The sequence below is a fragment of the Variovorax sp. LjRoot175 genome, assembly GCF_964253805.1.
Lineage (GTDB): Bacteria > Pseudomonadota > Gammaproteobacteria > Burkholderiales > Burkholderiaceae_C > Variovorax.
Genome location: NZ_CAXURY020000001.1, coordinates 591,305 through 607,665 on the forward strand (window position 1 = coordinate 591,305; position 16,361 = coordinate 607,665).

14 protein-coding genes and 3 riboswitches are annotated in these 16,361 nt (G+C 68.2%); of the genes, 9 read left to right on the forward strand and 5 right to left on the reverse strand.

The genetic code is table 11. The features are described 5' to 3' along the window. Positions 1–27: 27 nt before the first annotated feature. The 5 genes from ACSQ89_RS03065 (at position 28) to ACSQ89_RS03085 (ending at position 5,466) form a co-directional block, all read left to right on the forward strand. Positions 28–384, forward strand: coding sequence for a DUF2946 family protein (locus ACSQ89_RS03065; RefSeq protein WP_093105196.1), 357 nt, complete (start codon positions 28–30; stop codon positions 382–384). Between the two features lie 138 nt (positions 385–522). Beyond that, positions 523–2,775, forward strand: a complete 2,253-nt coding sequence (locus tag ACSQ89_RS03070) for a TonB-dependent receptor (protein ID WP_436294491.1) — start codon at positions 523–525, stop codon at positions 2,773–2,775. 30 nt (positions 2,776–2,805) lie between these two features. Next, positions 2,806–3,294, forward strand: coding sequence for a copper chaperone PCu(A)C (locus ACSQ89_RS03075; RefSeq protein ID WP_436294445.1), 489 nt, complete (start codon positions 2,806–2,808; stop codon positions 3,292–3,294). A gap of 83 nt (positions 3,295–3,377) precedes the next feature. Further along, a complete protein-coding gene (locus ACSQ89_RS03080; protein WP_436294446.1) occupies positions 3,378–4,163 on the forward strand; it encodes a PhaM family polyhydroxyalkanoate granule multifunctional regulatory protein in 786 nt (261 codons plus the stop codon). A gap of 34 nt (positions 4,164–4,197) precedes the next feature. Continuing rightward, the gene (locus tag ACSQ89_RS03085) at positions 4,198–5,466 is read left to right on the forward strand and encodes an FIST signal transduction protein (protein ID WP_093105207.1); all 1,269 of its coding nucleotides are present in this window, start codon (positions 4,198–4,200) and stop codon (positions 5,464–5,466) included. A gap of 137 nt (positions 5,467–5,603) precedes the next feature. Here ACSQ89_RS03085 and ACSQ89_RS03090 read toward each other — a convergent pair whose 3' ends face one another. After that, the gene (locus ACSQ89_RS03090) at positions 5,604–6,779 is read right to left on the reverse strand and encodes a M20 aminoacylase family protein (RefSeq protein ID WP_436294447.1); all 1,176 of its coding nucleotides are present in this window, start codon (positions 6,777–6,779) and stop codon (positions 5,604–5,606) included. Positions 6,780–6,788: 9 nt separating this feature from the next. Beyond that, positions 6,789–7,727, reverse strand: a complete 939-nt coding sequence (locus tag ACSQ89_RS03095) for a tripartite tricarboxylate transporter substrate binding protein (RefSeq protein ID WP_436294492.1) — start codon at positions 7,725–7,727, stop codon at positions 6,789–6,791. Positions 7,728–7,885: 158 nt separating this feature from the next. Here ACSQ89_RS03095 and ACSQ89_RS03100 point away from each other — a divergent pair, with 158 nt between their 5' ends. Then, a complete protein-coding gene (locus ACSQ89_RS03100; RefSeq protein ID WP_436294448.1) occupies positions 7,886–8,770 on the forward strand; it encodes a LysR family transcriptional regulator in 885 nt (294 codons plus the stop codon). Between the two features lie 9 nt (positions 8,771–8,779). On the opposite strand, the gene ACSQ89_RS03105 is transcribed toward ACSQ89_RS03100, so the two are convergent. The 3 genes from ACSQ89_RS03105 to ACSQ89_RS03115 form a co-directional block, all read right to left on the reverse strand. After that, the gene (locus ACSQ89_RS03105; RefSeq protein ID WP_093105219.1) at positions 8,780–10,048 is read right to left on the reverse strand and encodes a D-amino acid dehydrogenase; all 1,269 of its coding nucleotides are present in this window, start codon (positions 10,046–10,048) and stop codon (positions 8,780–8,782) included. An 85-nt stretch (positions 10,049–10,133) separates the two neighbouring features. After that, a riboswitch (glycine riboswitch) is annotated at positions 10,134–10,239 on the reverse strand. Between the two features lie 15 nt (positions 10,240–10,254). Continuing rightward, positions 10,255–10,345, reverse strand: a riboswitch (glycine riboswitch). 27 nt (positions 10,346–10,372) lie between these two features. Further along, positions 10,373–11,632: an FAD-dependent oxidoreductase gene (locus tag ACSQ89_RS03110; protein WP_436296078.1), complete on the reverse strand. Its 1,260-nt coding sequence runs from the start codon at positions 11,630–11,632 to the stop codon at positions 10,373–10,375. A 79-nt stretch (positions 11,633–11,711) separates the two neighbouring features. After that, a riboswitch (glycine riboswitch) is annotated at positions 11,712–11,818 on the reverse strand. Between the two features lie 133 nt (positions 11,819–11,951). Continuing rightward, positions 11,952–12,686, reverse strand: coding sequence for a helix-turn-helix domain-containing protein (locus ACSQ89_RS03115; protein ID WP_093105224.1), 735 nt, complete (start codon positions 12,684–12,686; stop codon positions 11,952–11,954). 120 nt (positions 12,687–12,806) lie between these two features. On the opposite strand from ACSQ89_RS03115, the gene ACSQ89_RS03120 reads away from it, so the two are divergent. From ACSQ89_RS03120 to ACSQ89_RS03130, 3 genes are read left to right on the forward strand one after another with little or no spacing between them, the layout of a single operon-like run. Then, positions 12,807–13,649, forward strand: coding sequence for a hypothetical protein (locus ACSQ89_RS03120; protein WP_436294450.1), 843 nt, complete (start codon positions 12,807–12,809; stop codon positions 13,647–13,649). A 21-nt stretch (positions 13,650–13,670) separates the two neighbouring features. Further along, entirely contained in the window at positions 13,671–15,632 is a 1,962-nt protein-coding gene (locus tag ACSQ89_RS03125) for an MFS transporter (protein ID WP_436294451.1), read from the forward strand. Continuing rightward, positions 15,632–16,285, forward strand: coding sequence for a phosphatase PAP2 family protein (locus ACSQ89_RS03130; RefSeq protein ID WP_093105233.1), 654 nt, complete (start codon positions 15,632–15,634; stop codon positions 16,283–16,285). Before ACSQ89_RS03125 ends, ACSQ89_RS03130 begins: the two co-directional genes overlap by 1 nt. Positions 16,286–16,361: the final 76 nt, after the last annotated feature.

The window sequence follows — 16,361 nt, forward strand, 5'->3', positions numbered from 1 at the left end:
GCAGGACTGGCCGATAATCGCCGCCTCATGTCCTGCCTGCGCCACGCCCGCCACCTCGGCCGCTTCGTGCTGCTGTGGTTCGCGCTGTCGCTGGGCGTGGCGGTCGCCTCGCCGATCGTGAATCCGCAGGCGGTGGAGCTGGTCTGTTCCAGTGCCGGCGCCGTCAAGATGGTCGTGCAGACCGACGACGGCGCGCAGGAGCTGGGCATGAGCCACATGGACTGCCCGCTGTGCGTGTTGACCGGCGCGCCGCCACCCGCAGCAGCGGTTGCGCTGCCGAGTCCTCTCCCGCTGGCCCATGCGGTCCAGCCCATTCCGGCCGCACGCATCGCCGCGGCCACCGCCGCGCCGCTGCCCGCGCGCGGGCCGCCTTCCTTCTCCTGAACTTTTCATTCGTCGCAGCGCAGCACCCGCGGGGTGCCGGCTGCCGGCCGACCTGGCCTGAAGTTCTGGAGAGAATCCGTGAGAGAGAAATCCCTGGCCCTGGCGTTCGCCGTGGCCGTTCCCTGGGCCGCGCCGGCCATGGCGCAAGACGCGGCATCGCCGCCTGAAGGCCTGATTCGTTCCCTCGGCATCGTCACCGTGACCGGTGGCCGGCCGAGTTCGCTGCCGACGCAGATTCCCACCACCATCGAAGGCGTGACGCGCGAGCAGATCGGCGAGACGGTGAACGCCACCGACAGCGAGGACGCGCTCAAGTACCTCCCGAGCCTGTTGGTGCGCAAGCGCTACATCGGCGACTTCAACCACGCGGTGCTCGCGACGCGTGCCTCGGGCACCGGCAACAGCGCCCGCTCGCTGGTGTTTGCCGACGGCATCCCCTTGTCGAACCTGCTGGGCAACGGCGCCACCTTCGCGCCGCGCTGGGGCATGGTCTCGCCGGAGGAGATCGAGCGCGTCGATGTGCTCTACGGCCCGTTCTCGGTCGCCTACTCGGGCAACTCGGCCGGCGCTGTGGTCGATTACGTGACGCGCATGCCGACGCAGTTCGAGGCGCATGCCAAGCTCACGGGTTTCCGCTCGAACTTCGATCTCTACGGCAGCCATTCCTCGCCCGCCGGCAACCAGGTCGATCTCTCGCTCGGCAGCCGCAGCGGCGACTGGTCGTGGTGGCTCGGCCTGAGCCGCACGCAAAGCAAGGGCCAGGCGCTGGTGTTCGCCAACCGTCTGCTGAGCGCGGGCACGGTGGGCAGTGCCGGCACGCCGGTCACCGGCGCGGTACCGGGGCTCAACCCTTTGAACCAGCCCTGGTGGCTGCTCGGCGGCACGACGATCTACGACACGACCCAGGAGCAGGCCAAGATCAAGCTGGCTTACGATTTCTCGCCCACGCTGCGCGCCACCTACACGCTGGGCACCTGGAACAACAGCACGAGCGGTACGGTCGACAGTTGGTTGCGCGACCGCTTCGGCCAGCCGGTCTATTCGGGCCGTGTCAACATCGCCGGCCGCGTCTACAACCTCGACACGCCCAGCGCCGCCTTCGCCCCGACCCAGACCGATCTGCGGCACACCATGCATGGCCTCTCGGTCAAGAGCAACACGCTGGGGCAGTTCGACTGGGAGGTCGCGGCCAGCCTGTTCGACTACGCGAGCGACATCGCGCGCACGCCGACTGCGGCGCTGCCCGCTGCCTTCTACGGCGGCGCGGGGCGTATCACCGACATGGACGGCACCGGCTGGAACACCCTCAAGGCCGCCGGCACCTGGCGTCCGAGCGGGTCCGCAGAGGGCATCGGCGCCCATGTGCTCGACTTCGGATTCCAGCAGGAGCGCTACAAGCTGCGCACGCTGGTGAGCAATACGCCCGACTGGATCGAGGGCGGGGCCACGAGCCGCTTCTCGGCCTTCACCGGCAACACCGAGCTGCAGTCGCTCTACGCGCAGGACACGTGGCGCTTCGCCCGGAACTGGAAGACCACGCTCGGCCTGCGCCACGAGCGCTGGCAAGCCGACGGCGGCACGCTCGCCAACGCGACGGCCGTGCGAGCCTTTCCGACCCGTACCGACAGCTACAACTCGCCCAAGGCCGCGATCGCCTGGCAGGCCTCGCCCGAGTGGCTCTTCAAGGCATCGACCGGCCGCGCGGTGCGCATGCCCACGGTGAGCGAGCTCTATCAAGGCTCGATCGAGGGCAACACCATCCTCAACAGCGACCCGACGCTGCGGCCCGAGCGTTCGGTCACGACCGAGCTGAGCGCGGAACGCGATCTCAAGCGCTGGGGCATCGACGGCCTGCTGCGCACCACGCTGTTTTTCGAACGGACGAAGGACGCGCTCTACAGCCAGCAGCTGCGCCCGGGCGTCACCACGGTGCAGAACGTCGATGCGATCCGCACCCGCGGACTGGAGCTCGCCTTCCAGGGCGTCGACGTCGGCATCCAGGGGCTGGAGCTCTCCGCCAGCCTGACGCTGGCCGATTCCGAGATCACCGCCAACCGCGGCTTTCCCGCCAGCGTGGGCAAAGCGCAGCCGCGCGTGCCGCGCACCCGCGCCACGCTGCTCGCCACCTACCGGCCCGACGCCCGCTGGTCATACTCCATCGGCGCGCGCTACAGCGGCAGGCAGTACGGTTCGCTCGACAACAGCGATCCGAACGGTTCCGCCTACATGGGCTTCAGCAAGTACTTCGTCGCCGACGTGCGCGTGCGCTATCGGATCGACAGGCAGTGGAGCGCAGCCTTCGGCATCGACAACCTCAACAACAACAAGTACTGGGCTTTCCACCCCTACCCGCAACGCACCTTCGTGGCCGAACTCAAGTTCGACCTTTGACTTTGACTCACACTCCCAAGGACCGTCCCCATGAACCTCTCGATCGCCATCAGAACCCTCGCGCTCTGCGCCGCCTTGACGGGTGCCGCCGGTGCTTTTTCGCAAACACCCGCCGCCGTCCAGGTGCGCGACGCCTGGGTGCGCCAGTCGGTGCCCGGCCAGAGCGGGACCGGCGCTTTCATGAAGCTCACCGCGCCGGCCGGCGCGCGGCTGGTCGGCGTCTCGACGCCCGCGGCCGGTGTAGCGGAAGTACACGAAATGAAGATGGAGGGCGACACGATGCGCATGCGCGCCGTGCCGGGCCTCGATCTGCCGGCCGGCAAGACCGTCGAGCTCAAGCCTGGTGGCTACCACCTGATGCTGATGGACCTCAAGCAGCCGCTGGCCAAGGGTGCCAGCGTGCCGGTCACGCTGCACTTCGAGGACGCGAAGGGCAAAACGAGCACGTTGGAACTCAAGCTGCTGGTGGGCGCGCCGGCCGATGGCGCGGCGGCGCCGGCGCACAACCACAAGCACTAGCTTTAGCGCCTGCCGCGGCGACAAAAGCGCATCCCCTTGGAGTAAGCTGCCCGGACAAGAATCACTCTCCAGGAGACCTCCCCATGAGCGACGCGAGCAAGCCTTTCGCCTTCAGCCAGTTCGTCCCGGGCTTCGACTTCCTCCAGAGCCTTGCGAGCGGTGCTGCGGGGAGCGCGAGCACGGTGCCCGGCATGCCGAGCCTGTCGAGCTGGGTGGCGCCGACCTTGAGCGTCGAAGAGGTCGACAAGCGCATCCAGGAACTCAAGACCGTGCAGTACTGGCTGGAGCAGAACGGTCACGCGCTCAAGGCCACCATCCAGGCGCTCGAGGTGCAGAAGATGACGCTCTCGACGCTGCGCGGCATGAATGTGCGCATGGAGGATCTGGCCAACGCGTTCACGCGGCAAGCGACGGCACCTGTCGCCGCGCCGGCGCCGGCGCCGGCGCCGCGCGCTGCACCGCCGGCTCCGCCGCCTGTGCCGGAACCGGAGGACGAGCCGGAAGACGAACCCGAAGACATCGAGACGCCGGTCGCGGCAGCCCGGGGCAACGGGCGCGGCAAGACATCGGCGACTGCCGTCGCATCGTCGGACGCATCCGCCGGCGTGGTCGACCCGCTGCAATGGTGGGGCGCGCTCACGCAGCAGTTCCAGCAGATCGCCAGTTCGGCCCTGCAGGACGCGTCCCAGCTGAAAATGCCGGACATGGCCAAGCCGCTGGCCGATGCGGTCGGCAATGCGATGGGCACCGCATCGGGCAAGAAGCCGGCACGCAAGACGGCCGCGGCCGCCACGAAGAAGGCGCCGGCTGCGCCCGGCGCGGCCAAGAAATCCACGGCGCCGGCGCGCAAGCGAGCGCGCGGACGCTGATCCCCACACCGAATCACGCCAGAGAGCCGAGTCCATGAAGCTGTTTCCCTCCGGTCACGCCACCCATCCGCAATGGCGCATGGCGGCCGGGCTCGTGCTGGCCCAATTGCGGGCGCAGATGGCGTTGCCCGACTACGCACGTTCGCCCACGCTGGGCCTGCTCTACATCACCGACCACTACGCCGAGGATGCGCAGGAGATCCTCGACCACCTCGGCGCCGAGTTGCCCGAGATCACCGACTGGTCGGGCACCGTGGGCATCGGCGTCTCGGCCAACAACGCCGAGTACTTCGACGAGCCGGCACTCAGCGTGATGCTGTGCCAGCTCCCGAGCGACCAATACCGCGTGTTCTCGGGCGTGGCGCCGCTCGCCAGCACCGAGATGAGCGGCTTCGCGGCGCACACGGCGCTCGTGCATGCCGACCCGGCCACGCCCGAACTCGCCGAGCTGATCGCCGAGATGGCGGGCCGCACCGACACCGGCTACCTGTTCGGCGGCCTCTCCTCGGGCCGCGCCGGATCGCTGCAGTTCGCCATCGGCGGCAACGGCAATATCCGCGGCCACGGCGCCGCGGGCGGCGTGTTCTCGGGCGGGCTTTCGGGCGTGGTGTTCGGCGAGGGCGTGCGTGTGGTGTCCAGGGTTACCCAGGGCTGCCAGCCTGTGTCGCGCGAGCGCGTGATCACCGAAGCCGACGGCAACCTGCTGCTGCGGCTCGACGGCGAGCCGGCGCTCGACGTGCTGCTGGCCGAGCTCGGCGTTTCGCTGGAGGCGCCGCAGGAGGCGATCGATGCCGTGCGCGCCACGCTGGTCGGCCTGGTCGATGCCGGCAGCGACAGCATCCGTCGCACCGGCGACCTCGGCGCCGACGTGCTGGTGCGCCACATCATCGGCCTCGACCCCACGCGTCGCGGCGTCGCGATCGCCGACACGGCCGAAGCCGGCATGCGCATGACCTTCTGCCGCCGCAATGCGCAGGCCGCGCGCGCCGACCTGATGCGCGTGTGCGCCGAGGTCCGCGAAGAACTCGAACCCCAGGAGCAGACGCTCGCGACCGCACGCGCCGTCGCGGCCGGCGAAGCCGAGGCCGCGCCCCATCCGGCGCGCCGCATCGCCGGCGCCGTGTACGTGAGCTGCTCGGGCCGCGGCGGCCCGCATTTCGGTGCGCCCGGGGCCGAGCTGCAGATCGTGCGCCATGCGCTCGGCGACGTGCCGCTGGTCGGCTTCTTCGCCGCCGGGGAGATCGCACGCCATCACCTCTACGGCTACACCGGCGTGCTGACCGTGTTCACCGCGGACGACTGAAAACTCACTGCCCTGCGTGCGCGAAAGCGCGAGAGTCCGGCGGGGAACACCGCGGAACCGGCTTTGCCGGGCCGCTGGTGTTGCCCCCGGAGAGGGGGTTGGCGGACCACACGAAGTGGGGGAGCCTGGGGGTGAGTTCAATCCCGCAGGAAGCGTTCGGTCAGAAGCACCCAGTACGCGGAGCCGATGGCGACGTTGTCGTCGTTGAAGTCGTAGCCGGGGTTGTGCACCATGCAGGCGCCGTGGCTGTCGCCCTCGCCATTGCCGATCAGCAGATAACTGCCGGGCACGCGCTCGAGCATGAAGGCGAAGTCCTCGCTGCCGGGCAGCGCCGGCGCCTGCAGCGTGACGCGCTCCGGGCCGAGCAGTTCGAGCGCCACTTCGCGCGCGAAGGCGGTTTCCTCGGGCGCGTTGACCAGCACCGCATAGCCGGGCCGCCAGTCGATCTGCGCCTTGACGCCGAAGCTCTCTGCCTGTGCCGCGACGAGCGCCTTGATGCGCTCTTCGAGCCTGCCGCGCACCTCGCGGTCGAGCGCGCGCACGCTGATCTCCAGCACGGCGCTCTGCGGGATCACGTTGTTGGCCTTTCCGGCATGGATGGCGCCCACCGTGACCACGGCCATCTGCAGCGGGTCGATGTTGCGCGACACCACGGTCTGCAGCGCCATCACGATGCTGGCCGCGGCGACGATAGGGTCGGCGGTGCGGTGCGGCATCGCGCCATGGCCGCCGATGCCGGCGAGCGTGACGGTGGCGTAGTCCGACGAGGCCATCGCCGGGCCTTCGCGCAGCGCCAGCCGGCCTTGCGGCAGGCCCGGCATGTTGTGCATCGCGAAGATCGCGTCGCACGGGTACTTGTCGAACAGGCCGTCCTCCATCATCCGCAACGCGCCGCCGCCGCCTTCCTCGGCCGGCTGGAAGATCAGGTTCAGCGTGCCGTCGAAGCGGCCGCGTTCGGCGAGATGGTGTGCGGCGGCCAGCAGCATGGCCGTGTGGCCGTCGTGGCCGCAGGCATGCATCACGCCGGCGTGGCTGCTCGCGTAGGCGAGGCCGGTGGCTTCGTCGATCGGCAGCGCATCCATGTCGGCGCGAAGGCCGAGCCGGCGCTTGCCCTTGCCGCGCACCAGCCGGCCCACCACGCCGGTGCCGCCGAGGCCGCGCTCGACCGCGTAGCCCCAGCTCTCCAGCTTCGCGGCGACCAGCGCCGAGGTGCGGTGCTCGTCGAAGGCCAGTTCGGGATGGTGGTGGATGTCGCGCCTGAGGCCGATGAATTCGCCGGCCTGCGCGTGCAATTGTTCGAGGAGTGTGCTCATGAGGCCAGCTTACTGCGGCTGCAGGTTGATCGACTTGGCGATGCTGCGGTAGCGCGCCGTTTCGGCCTCGAAGAACTTCGCCGATTCGGCCAGCGACATCGGCGCCGAAGCCACCTGCGTCTGGGCCGCGAGCTGGGCGCGCACGGCCGGGTCCTTCAGGGTCGCGCCGATCGCCTTGTGCAGGCGCTGCACCACTTCTTCCGGCGTGTTCTTCGGCACCATGAAGCCGCTCCAGATCTTGTAGGAGAAGTTCTTCAGCTCCTTGCCTTCGCTCACGGCCGGCACGTTCTTGAGCAGCTCGGAGCGCTGCGCGCCGAGCTGGCCGATCACCTTGAGCCGGCCCTGCTCGGCCAGCGCGCCCATGGCCGCGCTGTAGACCAGCACCGCGAAGTCCACCTGGCCGCCGCCGATGTCCTGCAGGAGCGGTGCGTTGCCCTTGTACGGCGCATGCATGAGCTTGATGCCGGCCTGCTGCTGCACGCTCTCGAGGATCAGGTGATAGAGCGATCCGACGCCCACGCTGCCGTAGCTCAGCGGCGCGTCGCCGGACTTGCGCGCCAGCGCGATCAGCTCGTCGACGGTGTTGGCCGGCAGGTCCTTGCGCGCGACGAAGACCATCACGGCGTCGGTCACCGGATGCACGAGGCGGAAGTCCTCGGCCTTGAGCTTGACGGCCGCATTGGCCAGCGGCGAGAGGATCACCTCGTTCGGCGAGCCCTGGAAGATGTAGTAGCCGTCGGCGGGCGCCGCCAGCACCTTCTGCGCAGCCATCGCGCCGCTGACGCCACCGAGGTTCTCCACCACGACCTGTTGGCCCAGTTCCTTGCCCAGCGGCACGGTGAAGATGCGCGCGGCCGCGTCGGAGGGTCCGCCGGCCGGGTAGGGAACCATCAGGCTGACGGGCTTCGTTGGATAGGTCTGCGCGAAGGCCGTGCTTGCGGCGAACATGAGGCCGGCAAGAAGTAGGGTGCGCGAAGGTCGGGACAACGGTTTCATCGGGGCTCCGGTGGATGCGAGCGAATCGTAGGAGTCTTCAATCCGAACGTCCAATGCATTGTTGTCTGCATTAGCATGACTTCGATGCACTACTTTGTCGGGCACCCACGATGACGCTGGTTCAACTAAGGCATCTGATCTCGCTCGCAAAGAGCGGCTCCTTCAGCAAGGCCGCACAGGCCCAGCACCTGACCCAGCCGGCGTTGAGCCGCAGCATCCGCGCGCTCGAGGACGAACTGGGTATGCCGCTGTTCGACCGGGTCGGACGCCGCAACGAACTCACCGCTTTCGGGCGCGAAGTGCTGAACCGCGCGCGCCAGCTGGTGTTCGAGGCCGACGAGTTGCGCGACAGCGGCCGGCTAATGCGCGAGGGGCAGGGCGGCGTGATCCGCATCGGCATGGGCTCGGGTCCCGGCGCGATGCTGATGACGCCTTTTCTGATGCGCATGGCGACCCGCCATCCGAAGATGCGCGTGGTCGTGTCGCGCGGCGGCACCGATCTGCTGGCGCAGGCGCTGCGCGCGCGCACGCTCGATGCGCTGGTTGTCGATGCGCGTTCGCTGAAGCCCGCGGCCGACCTGGAGCTGAGCGCACTGCACGAAATGCGCGGCGTCTTCATGTGCCGCCGCGGCCATCCGCTCGCGCGGCTTCGCAGCGCGGTGAGCTTCGAGGCGGTTCAGCGCTATCCCGTAGCCTCCACGCCGCTGAGCGACGAGGTGGCGCGCACCTTGGTCGAAGCCTATGGACCCGAGGCGCACCCGGCACTCTGCGTGACGCTGCAGTGCGAGGAAGTCCCGAGCCTGGTGGAGGTGGTGCGCCGGAGCGACGCCGTGCTGCTGGCCATTCGCGCGGCGGCGCCAGACCTGGTCGAGCTGAAGATGAAACCCGAGCTGAATGGCGTCGCGCGTTTCGGCCTCGTGACCTTGCGCCGGCGCACCGAGGCGCCGGCGCTGCCGATCCTGCGCGAGCTGATGCAGGAGTTGCTGCGCGACTGAGACTGAGACCTAGGAGGTGGCGAAAGCGAAGTCGACCTCGGGCTTGAGGCCGCTCACGATGCGCGCGATCGATTTGCCCGAGCCGCAGGCGTGGGTCCAGCCCAGCGTGCCGTGGCCGGTGTTGAGGAACAGGTTCGGCAGCTTCGTTTTGCCGATCAGCGGCACGTTGCTGGGCGTCGCCGGCCGCAGTCCGGTCCAGAACTGGGCTTGCGTGCTGTCGCCGGCGCCAGGGAACAGCTCTTCGACGCGCCGCACGATGGCCTCGCAGCGCACGCGGTTCAGGTCGCGGTCGTAGCCGTTGAGTTCGGCCGTGCCGGCGATGCGCAGGCGGTCGCCGGTGGCCGAGGTGTAGCGCGAGAACACCAGCTTGTACTCGTCGTCGGTCAAAGAGACCTGGTGCGCCTTCGAGGCATCCTTCACCGGCAGCGTGACCGAGTAGCCCTTGGCCGGGTAGATCGGCAGCCGGATGCCCAGCGGCGTCGCGTAGAGCGGGCTCAGCGAGCCCATCGCCAGCACGAAGGCGTCGCCGCGGATGCGCTGGAAGCGGCCTTCGTTGTCTGTCGCTTCCACGTGGTCGATGCTGCCGCCTGCTTCGCGCAGCGCGGTCACGGTGTGGCTCATGAGGAAGTTCACGCCGGCCGCAGAGGCCAGTGCGACCAGTTCGCGCGCGAAGCGGTTGGCATCGCCAGATTCGTCTTCGGCCGTGTAGGTGGCGCCGGCCAACTGGGGCCGGATGTGAGCTAGCGCGGGCTCGATCTTCACCGCCTCGTCGGCCGAGATCACCTGGCGCTCGCAGCCCAGTGCGCGCATCTGCTCGGCCGGCTTCAGTGCGCCGTCGAATTCCTTCTGTGTCGTATAGAAGTGCAGGATGCCCTGGGTGCGCTGGTCGTAGCTGAGACCGGTGTCGCGGCGCAGCTGCTGCAGCGTGTCGCGGCTGTAGGTGCCCAGGCGCACGATCTGCTCGATGTTGTGGCGCGTGCGCGCCGGCGTGCATTCGCGCAGGAACTGCAGGCCCCAGAGCCACTGGCGCATGTCGGCGCGGATGCGAAAGAGGAGCGGTGCATCTTCCTTGCCGAGCCATTGCAGCACCTTGAGCGGCGCGCTCGGGTTGGCCCAGGGTTCGGCATGGCTGACCGAGATCTGGCCGCCGTTGGCGAAGCTGGTTTCGGCAGCCGGTGTGGCCTGCCGGTCGATCACGGTCACTTCGTGGCCGAGTTGCTGGAGGTAGTAAGCCGAGGTCACGCCGAGCAGGCCGGCGCCGAGAACGATCACGCGCATTTCGAGAACCTTTGAGGTTGCAGCGCTTGAACGCAACGGAAACGGAAGCTCGAAAAAGAAAGCAACCGGACCATGCGTCCAAGTTGCCGCTCCCCCTGTCCTCGGTACCTGAGAGATTCACCCGCTGCGCCCGCAGCAGGTTTGCTCCTTCGGTGCATCACATGGCGTGATGGCTCTCCAGACGGCTTTGACAGTTGATGCAGTACAGGCTCATCGCGTGAGCCGACCTGAGCGTTTATGGGAGTTTGCGCCTTCGGTGGAGCCGCTTCCCGCGGCCCGCTCTCCTGCAGTGCAGCAATTGTAAGGCGGCGAGGACGCGCGCGGCTACGGATTTCTGAAGGCGAACTCGAGCTCGGGCCTGAGGCCGCTCACGATCCGGGCAATCGACTTGCCGGCGCCGCAGGCGTTGATCCAGCCGCGCGCGCCCGGCGCGACATTGAGGAACAGGTTGAACAGGCGGGTCTTGCCGATCATCGGCAGCCCGTCCCGGCTGACGGCATGCACGACCGTCTCGAGGGAGGCATGCGCCGTGTCGGCCGCGCCGGGCAGCAGCGTTTCGATGCGGCGCAGGATGGCGTCGACGCGGTCCGAATCGGGCTCGCTCTCTTCGTCGAAGCTGGCGCGTACCGTGGCGGAGACCCGCAGGCAGTCGCTGCCCGGCGTTTCGATGCGCCGGATGCCCAGCTTGCCCTGCCGGTCGCGCAGCGCGACGCGCGGTGCGCGGGTCGCGTCCTTGAGAGGGATCGTGACGATGTATTCGCGCAGGAAGCGAAAAGGCATGGCGATCTTCAGCTTTTCGGCGTGCATCGCGCTGGAGATGCCGAGCGCCAGCACATAGGCCTGGCCGCGCAGGACGACGGGCTGGCCGTCGGCATCGAGCAGCTCGACATGGTCGATGCGGCCTGCGCGCTCCTCCAGGGAGATCACCGTGTGCTGGGTCAGGAAGCGCACGCCGGCCGCGCGGCACAGGAACACCATGCTGGCCGCGAACTGGGCCGGGTCGCGCGCCGCCGGATCGTCGAGCGAATAGGCTGCGCCGGCGAGCTCGCCGCGCAGGGCCTGCAGGGCCGGCTCGATGCGCAGCGCCTCTTCGGCCGAGACCAGGCGCTCCTCGCATCCCAGATCTTTCCAATGAGAGGCGCGCGCCAGCCGGGCGTTGAAGGCGTCGGCATCAGTGTAGATGCTCAGCAGGCCCGGGTTGCGCTGGCCCGGGGGCACGCCGGCTTCGTCGCGCAACGAACGCACGATGTCGCGGCTGTAGGCGCCCAGCCGGACGAGGTGTTCGATCGGCTTGGATTTCGGCGCCTCGCCGATGGCGCGATCGAGCAGCTTCGCGAAGCGTCGCCGCAGGCGCACGTACAGCCCCACCCATTTCGCGCGGGCGGCACGGCGAGCGGCGGATTGCCGAAGAAGCTGGTCGGCCGCGGCCGCGGCCGCGGCCGTGACGACCGTGTCGACGCGCCCGCGCGCCTTGGCGGCCGGCGTGGCATGCCTGTCGACCACCGTCACTTCGTGGCCCAGCTGTTGAAGGTAATAGGCCGATGTCACGCCGAGCAAGCCGGCGCCGAGTACAACCACGCGCATGTCCAGATCCTTTTGGGATGGCATGAACGGCGGGATTGGGCGCTCACTGTGCGGAGCTGCCGTAACCCGGGGTTCAGATGCCGCTCCCCCTGTCCTTGGTACCTGAGAGATTCATCCGCTGCGACCTGCAACGGACTTGCTCCTTCGGCGCATCACCTGGCGTGATGACTCTCCAGACGGCAATTGACTAAATGAGCAGTGATTCGAACCGATGCGAGGTTCACCTGAGCGTTCATGGGAGTTTGCGCCAACGGTGGGATGTCGATGCATCCGTTTTTCTGCGGTAAGAATCTTAGCTTAGAAACCGGTTTCCTGGCCGTCACGCGCGGCGCAGGCGGGTGAACAGCTCGAACTCCCAATTGCGCATGCCCAGCAGCAGCGTGTAGCCCTCGCGCTCCTTGGGCGAGAGCTTCTGGTCGGTCTGGTGTTGCTGGGCGAAATCCTGGGCCACGCGCTGCAGCCGGTCCAGAAAGGCCGGCGCCAGCGAGCGGCTGATCGAGCCGTGAACCAGCAGCAGGCCTTCGGCCGGCCCGTCGAAGCCGCCTCGGTAGTAGTCGAGCACCACGTTCTCGCGGAAGAAGTCCATCACCGGCCCGTGCGGGCGCCAGCGGAAGGTCTTGGCGAGTTTCAGGCGGTAGCGGTTCAGCGGCCGGAGCTCGATGATGCCGATGCGGTCGAGTTGCGCGAGGTAACCGATGCATTCGGCCTCGCTGATCCGGTAGGCGGTCACGATCTGCTCCAGCGTCCACTGGCTCAGGACGCAGATGGCCAGGAGCAGCAGCTTCTTGTCCTTGACCACGGCCTTTTCCTGCTCGAGCGTCAATTCCTTGAGCAGCGGCTGCGCATCGGCCACGCGGCGGGCGAGTTCGGCGAAGTCGATCTTGAGTGCACGGCAGATCGCATCGACCCGCGTGAGCGGCATGTCGCCCTTGGCGAGCATGCGCTTGACGCTGGATTCGGCCATGTCGAGCGACTTGGCGAGATCCGCATAGGTCATGCGGGCGGTTTTGAGCTCGTTCTTGAGAGCCTGCACAAGGTCGACGGTGGTGCTCATGGCGGGAGTATTGGGATTTGATACCTGAGGTCGTGAAAAAGTACTCCGTATCGATTCTCGATGCTCCCGGAGCGGTTGACAACCTACATTCCGCCGCACACACATCACCCGGAGCCCGCCATGCCTCTGCCTTCTCTGACCCGCCGCGAACTTGGCCTCTTGTCCCTCTTCGTCCTGCTCCTGCTGCTTGCGATCGCCGGCCCGGCCCTGCCGGCGCCCGGCCTGGGCGGCGCGCCTTTCGCCGACGACCGCGGTTGGCACGGCGTGCCCTATGCGATGGACGTGCTGAGCAACCTGCCTTTCGCGGTGATCGGCGTCTGGGGGCTGCGCTGGCTGCGCTGGCTGGAACGGGCGCACGAGGAGGCGCAGGACGCCGCGACGCTGCCCCAGGCCACGGCCCAGCCGCCGGTCAACACGCTCGACTGCGCCTGGATGTTCTTCGCGGGCCTGATCCTCATCGCCGCCGGCTCGGCCTTTTACCACCTGCAGCCCGACGGCCTGCGGCTGGCGGCGGACCGCGCCGGCATGGCGGTGGCCTTCGCCGGCCTGATCGGCTGTGCCGTCTGCGAGCGAGTCAGCGCCCGCGCCGGCTGGCCGGCCGCCTGGTTCACGCTGACCGGCGGGCTGCTGGCGGTGGCCGTCCACCAGGTGAGCGGCAACGTGCTGCCGTGGGCGCTGGTCCAGTTCGGCGGCATGGCGCTGGTGCTCGCGCTGGCACTTGCCAAGCCCCTGGACGGCGCCATCGGCCTCAGGCTCGGCTGGGTGATCTTCTTCTACGCGCTGGCCAAGTTGCTCGAGCTGTCGGACCATGCCATTTACGAAGCGACGCATCATCTGATGTCGGGCCACAGCCTCAAGCACCTGGTCGCGGCGCTGGCGGCGCTGCCGGTGCTGCATGCGTTGCAGTCCATGGGGCGGCAGACGCTGCGGCACAATCCGGGCGCGGCCGCGGTGACGGCCTGAGGAACCCGCCAGGGAATTCGCATGACAGCACCGGTCGACGCCTCCATTGCCATCGCGCCCGAAGCGCATGCGCACGCCAATCAATTCGCCTTGCTCGGGCAGCGGAGGTTCGGCCCGTTCTTCTGGACCCAGTTCGCTGGCGCGGCGAACGACAACCTCTTCAAGTTCGCATTCACCGTGATGGTGACCTACCAGCTGCAGCTGGGCTGGATGCCGCCGGCCATGGCGGGATTGGCCATCGGCGCACTCTTCATCCTGCCCTTCCTGCTGTTCTCGGCGACCGCGGGGCAGCTCACCGACAAGTACGACAAGACGAAGATGATCCGCTTCGTCAAGAATCTCGAGATCGCGATCATGGCGGTGGCGGCGTGGGGCTTCATGCGTGCGGACGCCGTGGTCCTGCTGGGCTGCGTGTTCCTGATGGGGCTGCATTCCACGCTGTTCGGTCCGGTCAAGTTCGCCTACCTGCCGCAGGTGCTTGATGCGCGGGAGCTCACCGGCGGCAACGGCATGGTCGAGATGGGGACCTTCGTCGCCATCCTGCTGGGACAGGTGGCCGGGGGCCTTCTCGTGGCATTGCCGCAGGTCGGCCACACCACGGTGGCGGTGGCTTGCGTGCTGTTGGCGCTCGCGGGGCGCGCGGTGGCGCAGGCGATTCCACCCGCGCCGGCCACCGATCCGGGCCTCGTGATCAACTGGAATCCGTTCAGCGAAACCTGGCGCAATCTCAAGCTGGCGCACGGCAACCTGGTCGTGTTCCGTTCGCTCCTGGGCATCTCGTGGATGTGGTTCTTCGGCGCCGTGTTCCTGAGCCAGTTCCCGAGCTTCGCGAAGGAGGTACTGCACGGCAACGAGCAGGTCGCCTCCCTGCTGCTGGTGGTGTTCTCGGTCGGCATCGGCATCGGCTCGCTGCTGTGCGAAACCCTGAGCCGCCGCCAGGTGGAGATCGGCCTGGTGCCGCTGGGCGCGATCGGCATGAGCGTGTTCGCCATCGATCTCTACTTCGCCTCGCGCGCGCTGCCGCCCGCGGCGGAGATGGGGCTCGGTGCCTTCATGGCCCAGTCCGTCCATTGGCGCGTGATGGCCGACCTCGGCCTGCTGTCGCTCTTCGCGGGGCTCTACAGCGTGCCGATGTACGCGCTGATCCAGCTGCGCAGCCAGCCCACGCACCGGGCTCGGATCATCGCGGCCAACAACATCCTCAATGCCCTGTTCATGATCGGCAGCGCGGTCATCGCCGGCGCGCTGCTCAAGGCCGGCTTCACGATCCCGCAGATCTTCTTGTTTACCGGCATCGCCAATGCGGTGGTGGCCTTCTACATCTTCATGCTGGTGCCGGAGTACCTGCTGCGCTTCGTGGCCTGGGTGCTGTCGCGCATCGTCTACCGCTTCGACGTCAAGGGCGAGGAGCACATTCCGGCCGAGGGCGCTGCCGTGCTGGTCTGCAACCACGTGAGCTTCATCGATGCGGTGCTGCTGATGGCCGCGAGCCCGCGGCCGATCCGCTTCATCATGGACCACCGCATCTTCCGCGTGCCGGTGCTCGGCTGGCTGTTCCGGTTGGCCAAGGCCATTCCGATCGCGCCGCAGAAGGAAGACCCGGCAGCCTATGAAGAAGCCTTCGCGCGCGCGGTACAGGTGCTGCGCGAGGGCGATCTGCTCGCCATCTTCCCCGAGGGCGCGATCACGCGCGACGGCAGCCTGCAGCCCTTCAAGGGCGGGGTGATGAAGATCCTCGAGGCCGCGCGTGCCGAGGGCATCGATCCGCCGGTGATCCCGATGGCGCTGACCAATCTCTGGGGCTCCTACTTCAGCCGCGTCGAGGTGCGCGACGGTGAGAACGTGGCCATGGTGCGTCCGTTCCGACGCGGCTTTTTCAGCCGGGTGGGGCTCCATGTCGGCAGTGCGATGCGGCACGCCGAGGTGCAGCCCGAGGCTTTGCAGCGGCGCGTGAGCGGGCTGCTGGAAAGCCAGCCGAGCTGATGCTGTTCCTGCCTGACGGCTTCTGGTATTCGATCACCTGGTTCGGTGACAGCGGCTTCCTGCTGCCTGTCGCGGCCTGGATTGCCGTGTGGCTGGGCGTGCGGACGGTCACACGGCCGATCGCATGGCGCTGGCTCGCGCTGTTCGGCTCCGCCGGCGCCATGGTGGCCGCTTCGAAGATCGCCTTCATGGGCTGGGGCATCGGCAGCGCCATGCTCAACTTCACCGGCATCAGCGGGCACACCATGCTCTCGGCCAGCGTCTGGCCGGTCGCCTTCTGGCTGACCGCAGCGCATTGGGAACCGCGCGTGCGCGTCTCCGCCGCCACGCTCGGCTGGGTCTTCGCTGCGCTCATCGGGCTGTCGAGGCTGGCGATCTATGCCCATTCCAAGTCGGAGGTGGCCGCCGGATTCGCGCTGGGCGCGGCCGTCAGCGCGTTCTTCCTGTGGCAGCAACAGCACCGGCCGCCGCCGCGGCTTCATTGGATCCTGCTGCTGATCAGCATGGTCTCGCCGATGCTCTTCCTGCGCCCCGGCACTACCGCGCCCACGCACGACGCGCTCGGGGTGATCGCGGTGCGGCTGGCCGGTACCGAGCGGCCCTTCACGCGCGACGACCTGCTGCGCCGTCGGGTGCGCCAAGGTATCGACTAGAGATACCGGAGGCGCCGCAAGGCGCCACTGGTGCAGTAATTTGCGCCTCGCCGAGGAAGTGCGAACCATCATTCGC

Excerpts from the sequence above, each read along its gene's own strand:
- ACSQ89_RS03065 (WP_093105196.1), top strand. The coding sequence starts at position 28 with ATGTCCTGCCTGCGCCACGCCCGCCACCTCGGCCGCTTCGTGCTGCTG.
- ACSQ89_RS03070 (WP_436294491.1), top strand. The coding sequence starts at position 523 with ATGGCGCAAGACGCGGCATCGCCGCCTGAAGGCCTGATTCGTTCCCTC.
- ACSQ89_RS03075 (WP_436294445.1), top strand. The coding sequence starts at position 2,806 with ATGAACCTCTCGATCGCCATCAGAACCCTCGCGCTCTGCGCCGCCTTG.
- ACSQ89_RS03080 (WP_436294446.1), top strand. The coding sequence starts at position 3,378 with ATGAGCGACGCGAGCAAGCCTTTCGCCTTCAGCCAGTTCGTCCCGGGC.
- ACSQ89_RS03085 (WP_093105207.1), top strand. The coding sequence starts at position 4,198 with ATGAAGCTGTTTCCCTCCGGTCACGCCACCCATCCGCAATGGCGCATG.
- ACSQ89_RS03090 (WP_436294447.1), bottom strand. The coding sequence starts at position 6,779 with ATGAGCACACTCCTCGAACAATTGCACGCGCAGGCCGGCGAATTCATC.
- ACSQ89_RS03095 (WP_436294492.1), bottom strand. The coding sequence starts at position 7,727 with ATGTTCGCCGCAAGCACGGCCTTCGCGCAGACCTATCCAACGAAGCCC.
- ACSQ89_RS03100 (WP_436294448.1), top strand. The coding sequence starts at position 7,886 with ATGACGCTGGTTCAACTAAGGCATCTGATCTCGCTCGCAAAGAGCGGC.
- ACSQ89_RS03105 (WP_093105219.1), bottom strand. The coding sequence starts at position 10,048 with ATGCGCGTGATCGTTCTCGGCGCCGGCCTGCTCGGCGTGACCTCGGCT.
- ACSQ89_RS03110 (WP_436296078.1), bottom strand. The coding sequence starts at position 11,632 with ATGCGCGTGGTTGTACTCGGCGCCGGCTTGCTCGGCGTGACATCGGCC.
- ACSQ89_RS03115 (WP_093105224.1), bottom strand. The coding sequence starts at position 12,686 with ATGAGCACCACCGTCGACCTTGTGCAGGCTCTCAAGAACGAGCTCAAA.
- ACSQ89_RS03120 (WP_436294450.1), top strand. The coding sequence starts at position 12,807 with ATGCCTCTGCCTTCTCTGACCCGCCGCGAACTTGGCCTCTTGTCCCTC.
- ACSQ89_RS03125 (WP_436294451.1), top strand. The coding sequence starts at position 13,671 with ATGACAGCACCGGTCGACGCCTCCATTGCCATCGCGCCCGAAGCGCAT.
- ACSQ89_RS03130 (WP_093105233.1), top strand. The coding sequence starts at position 15,632 with ATGCTGTTCCTGCCTGACGGCTTCTGGTATTCGATCACCTGGTTCGGT.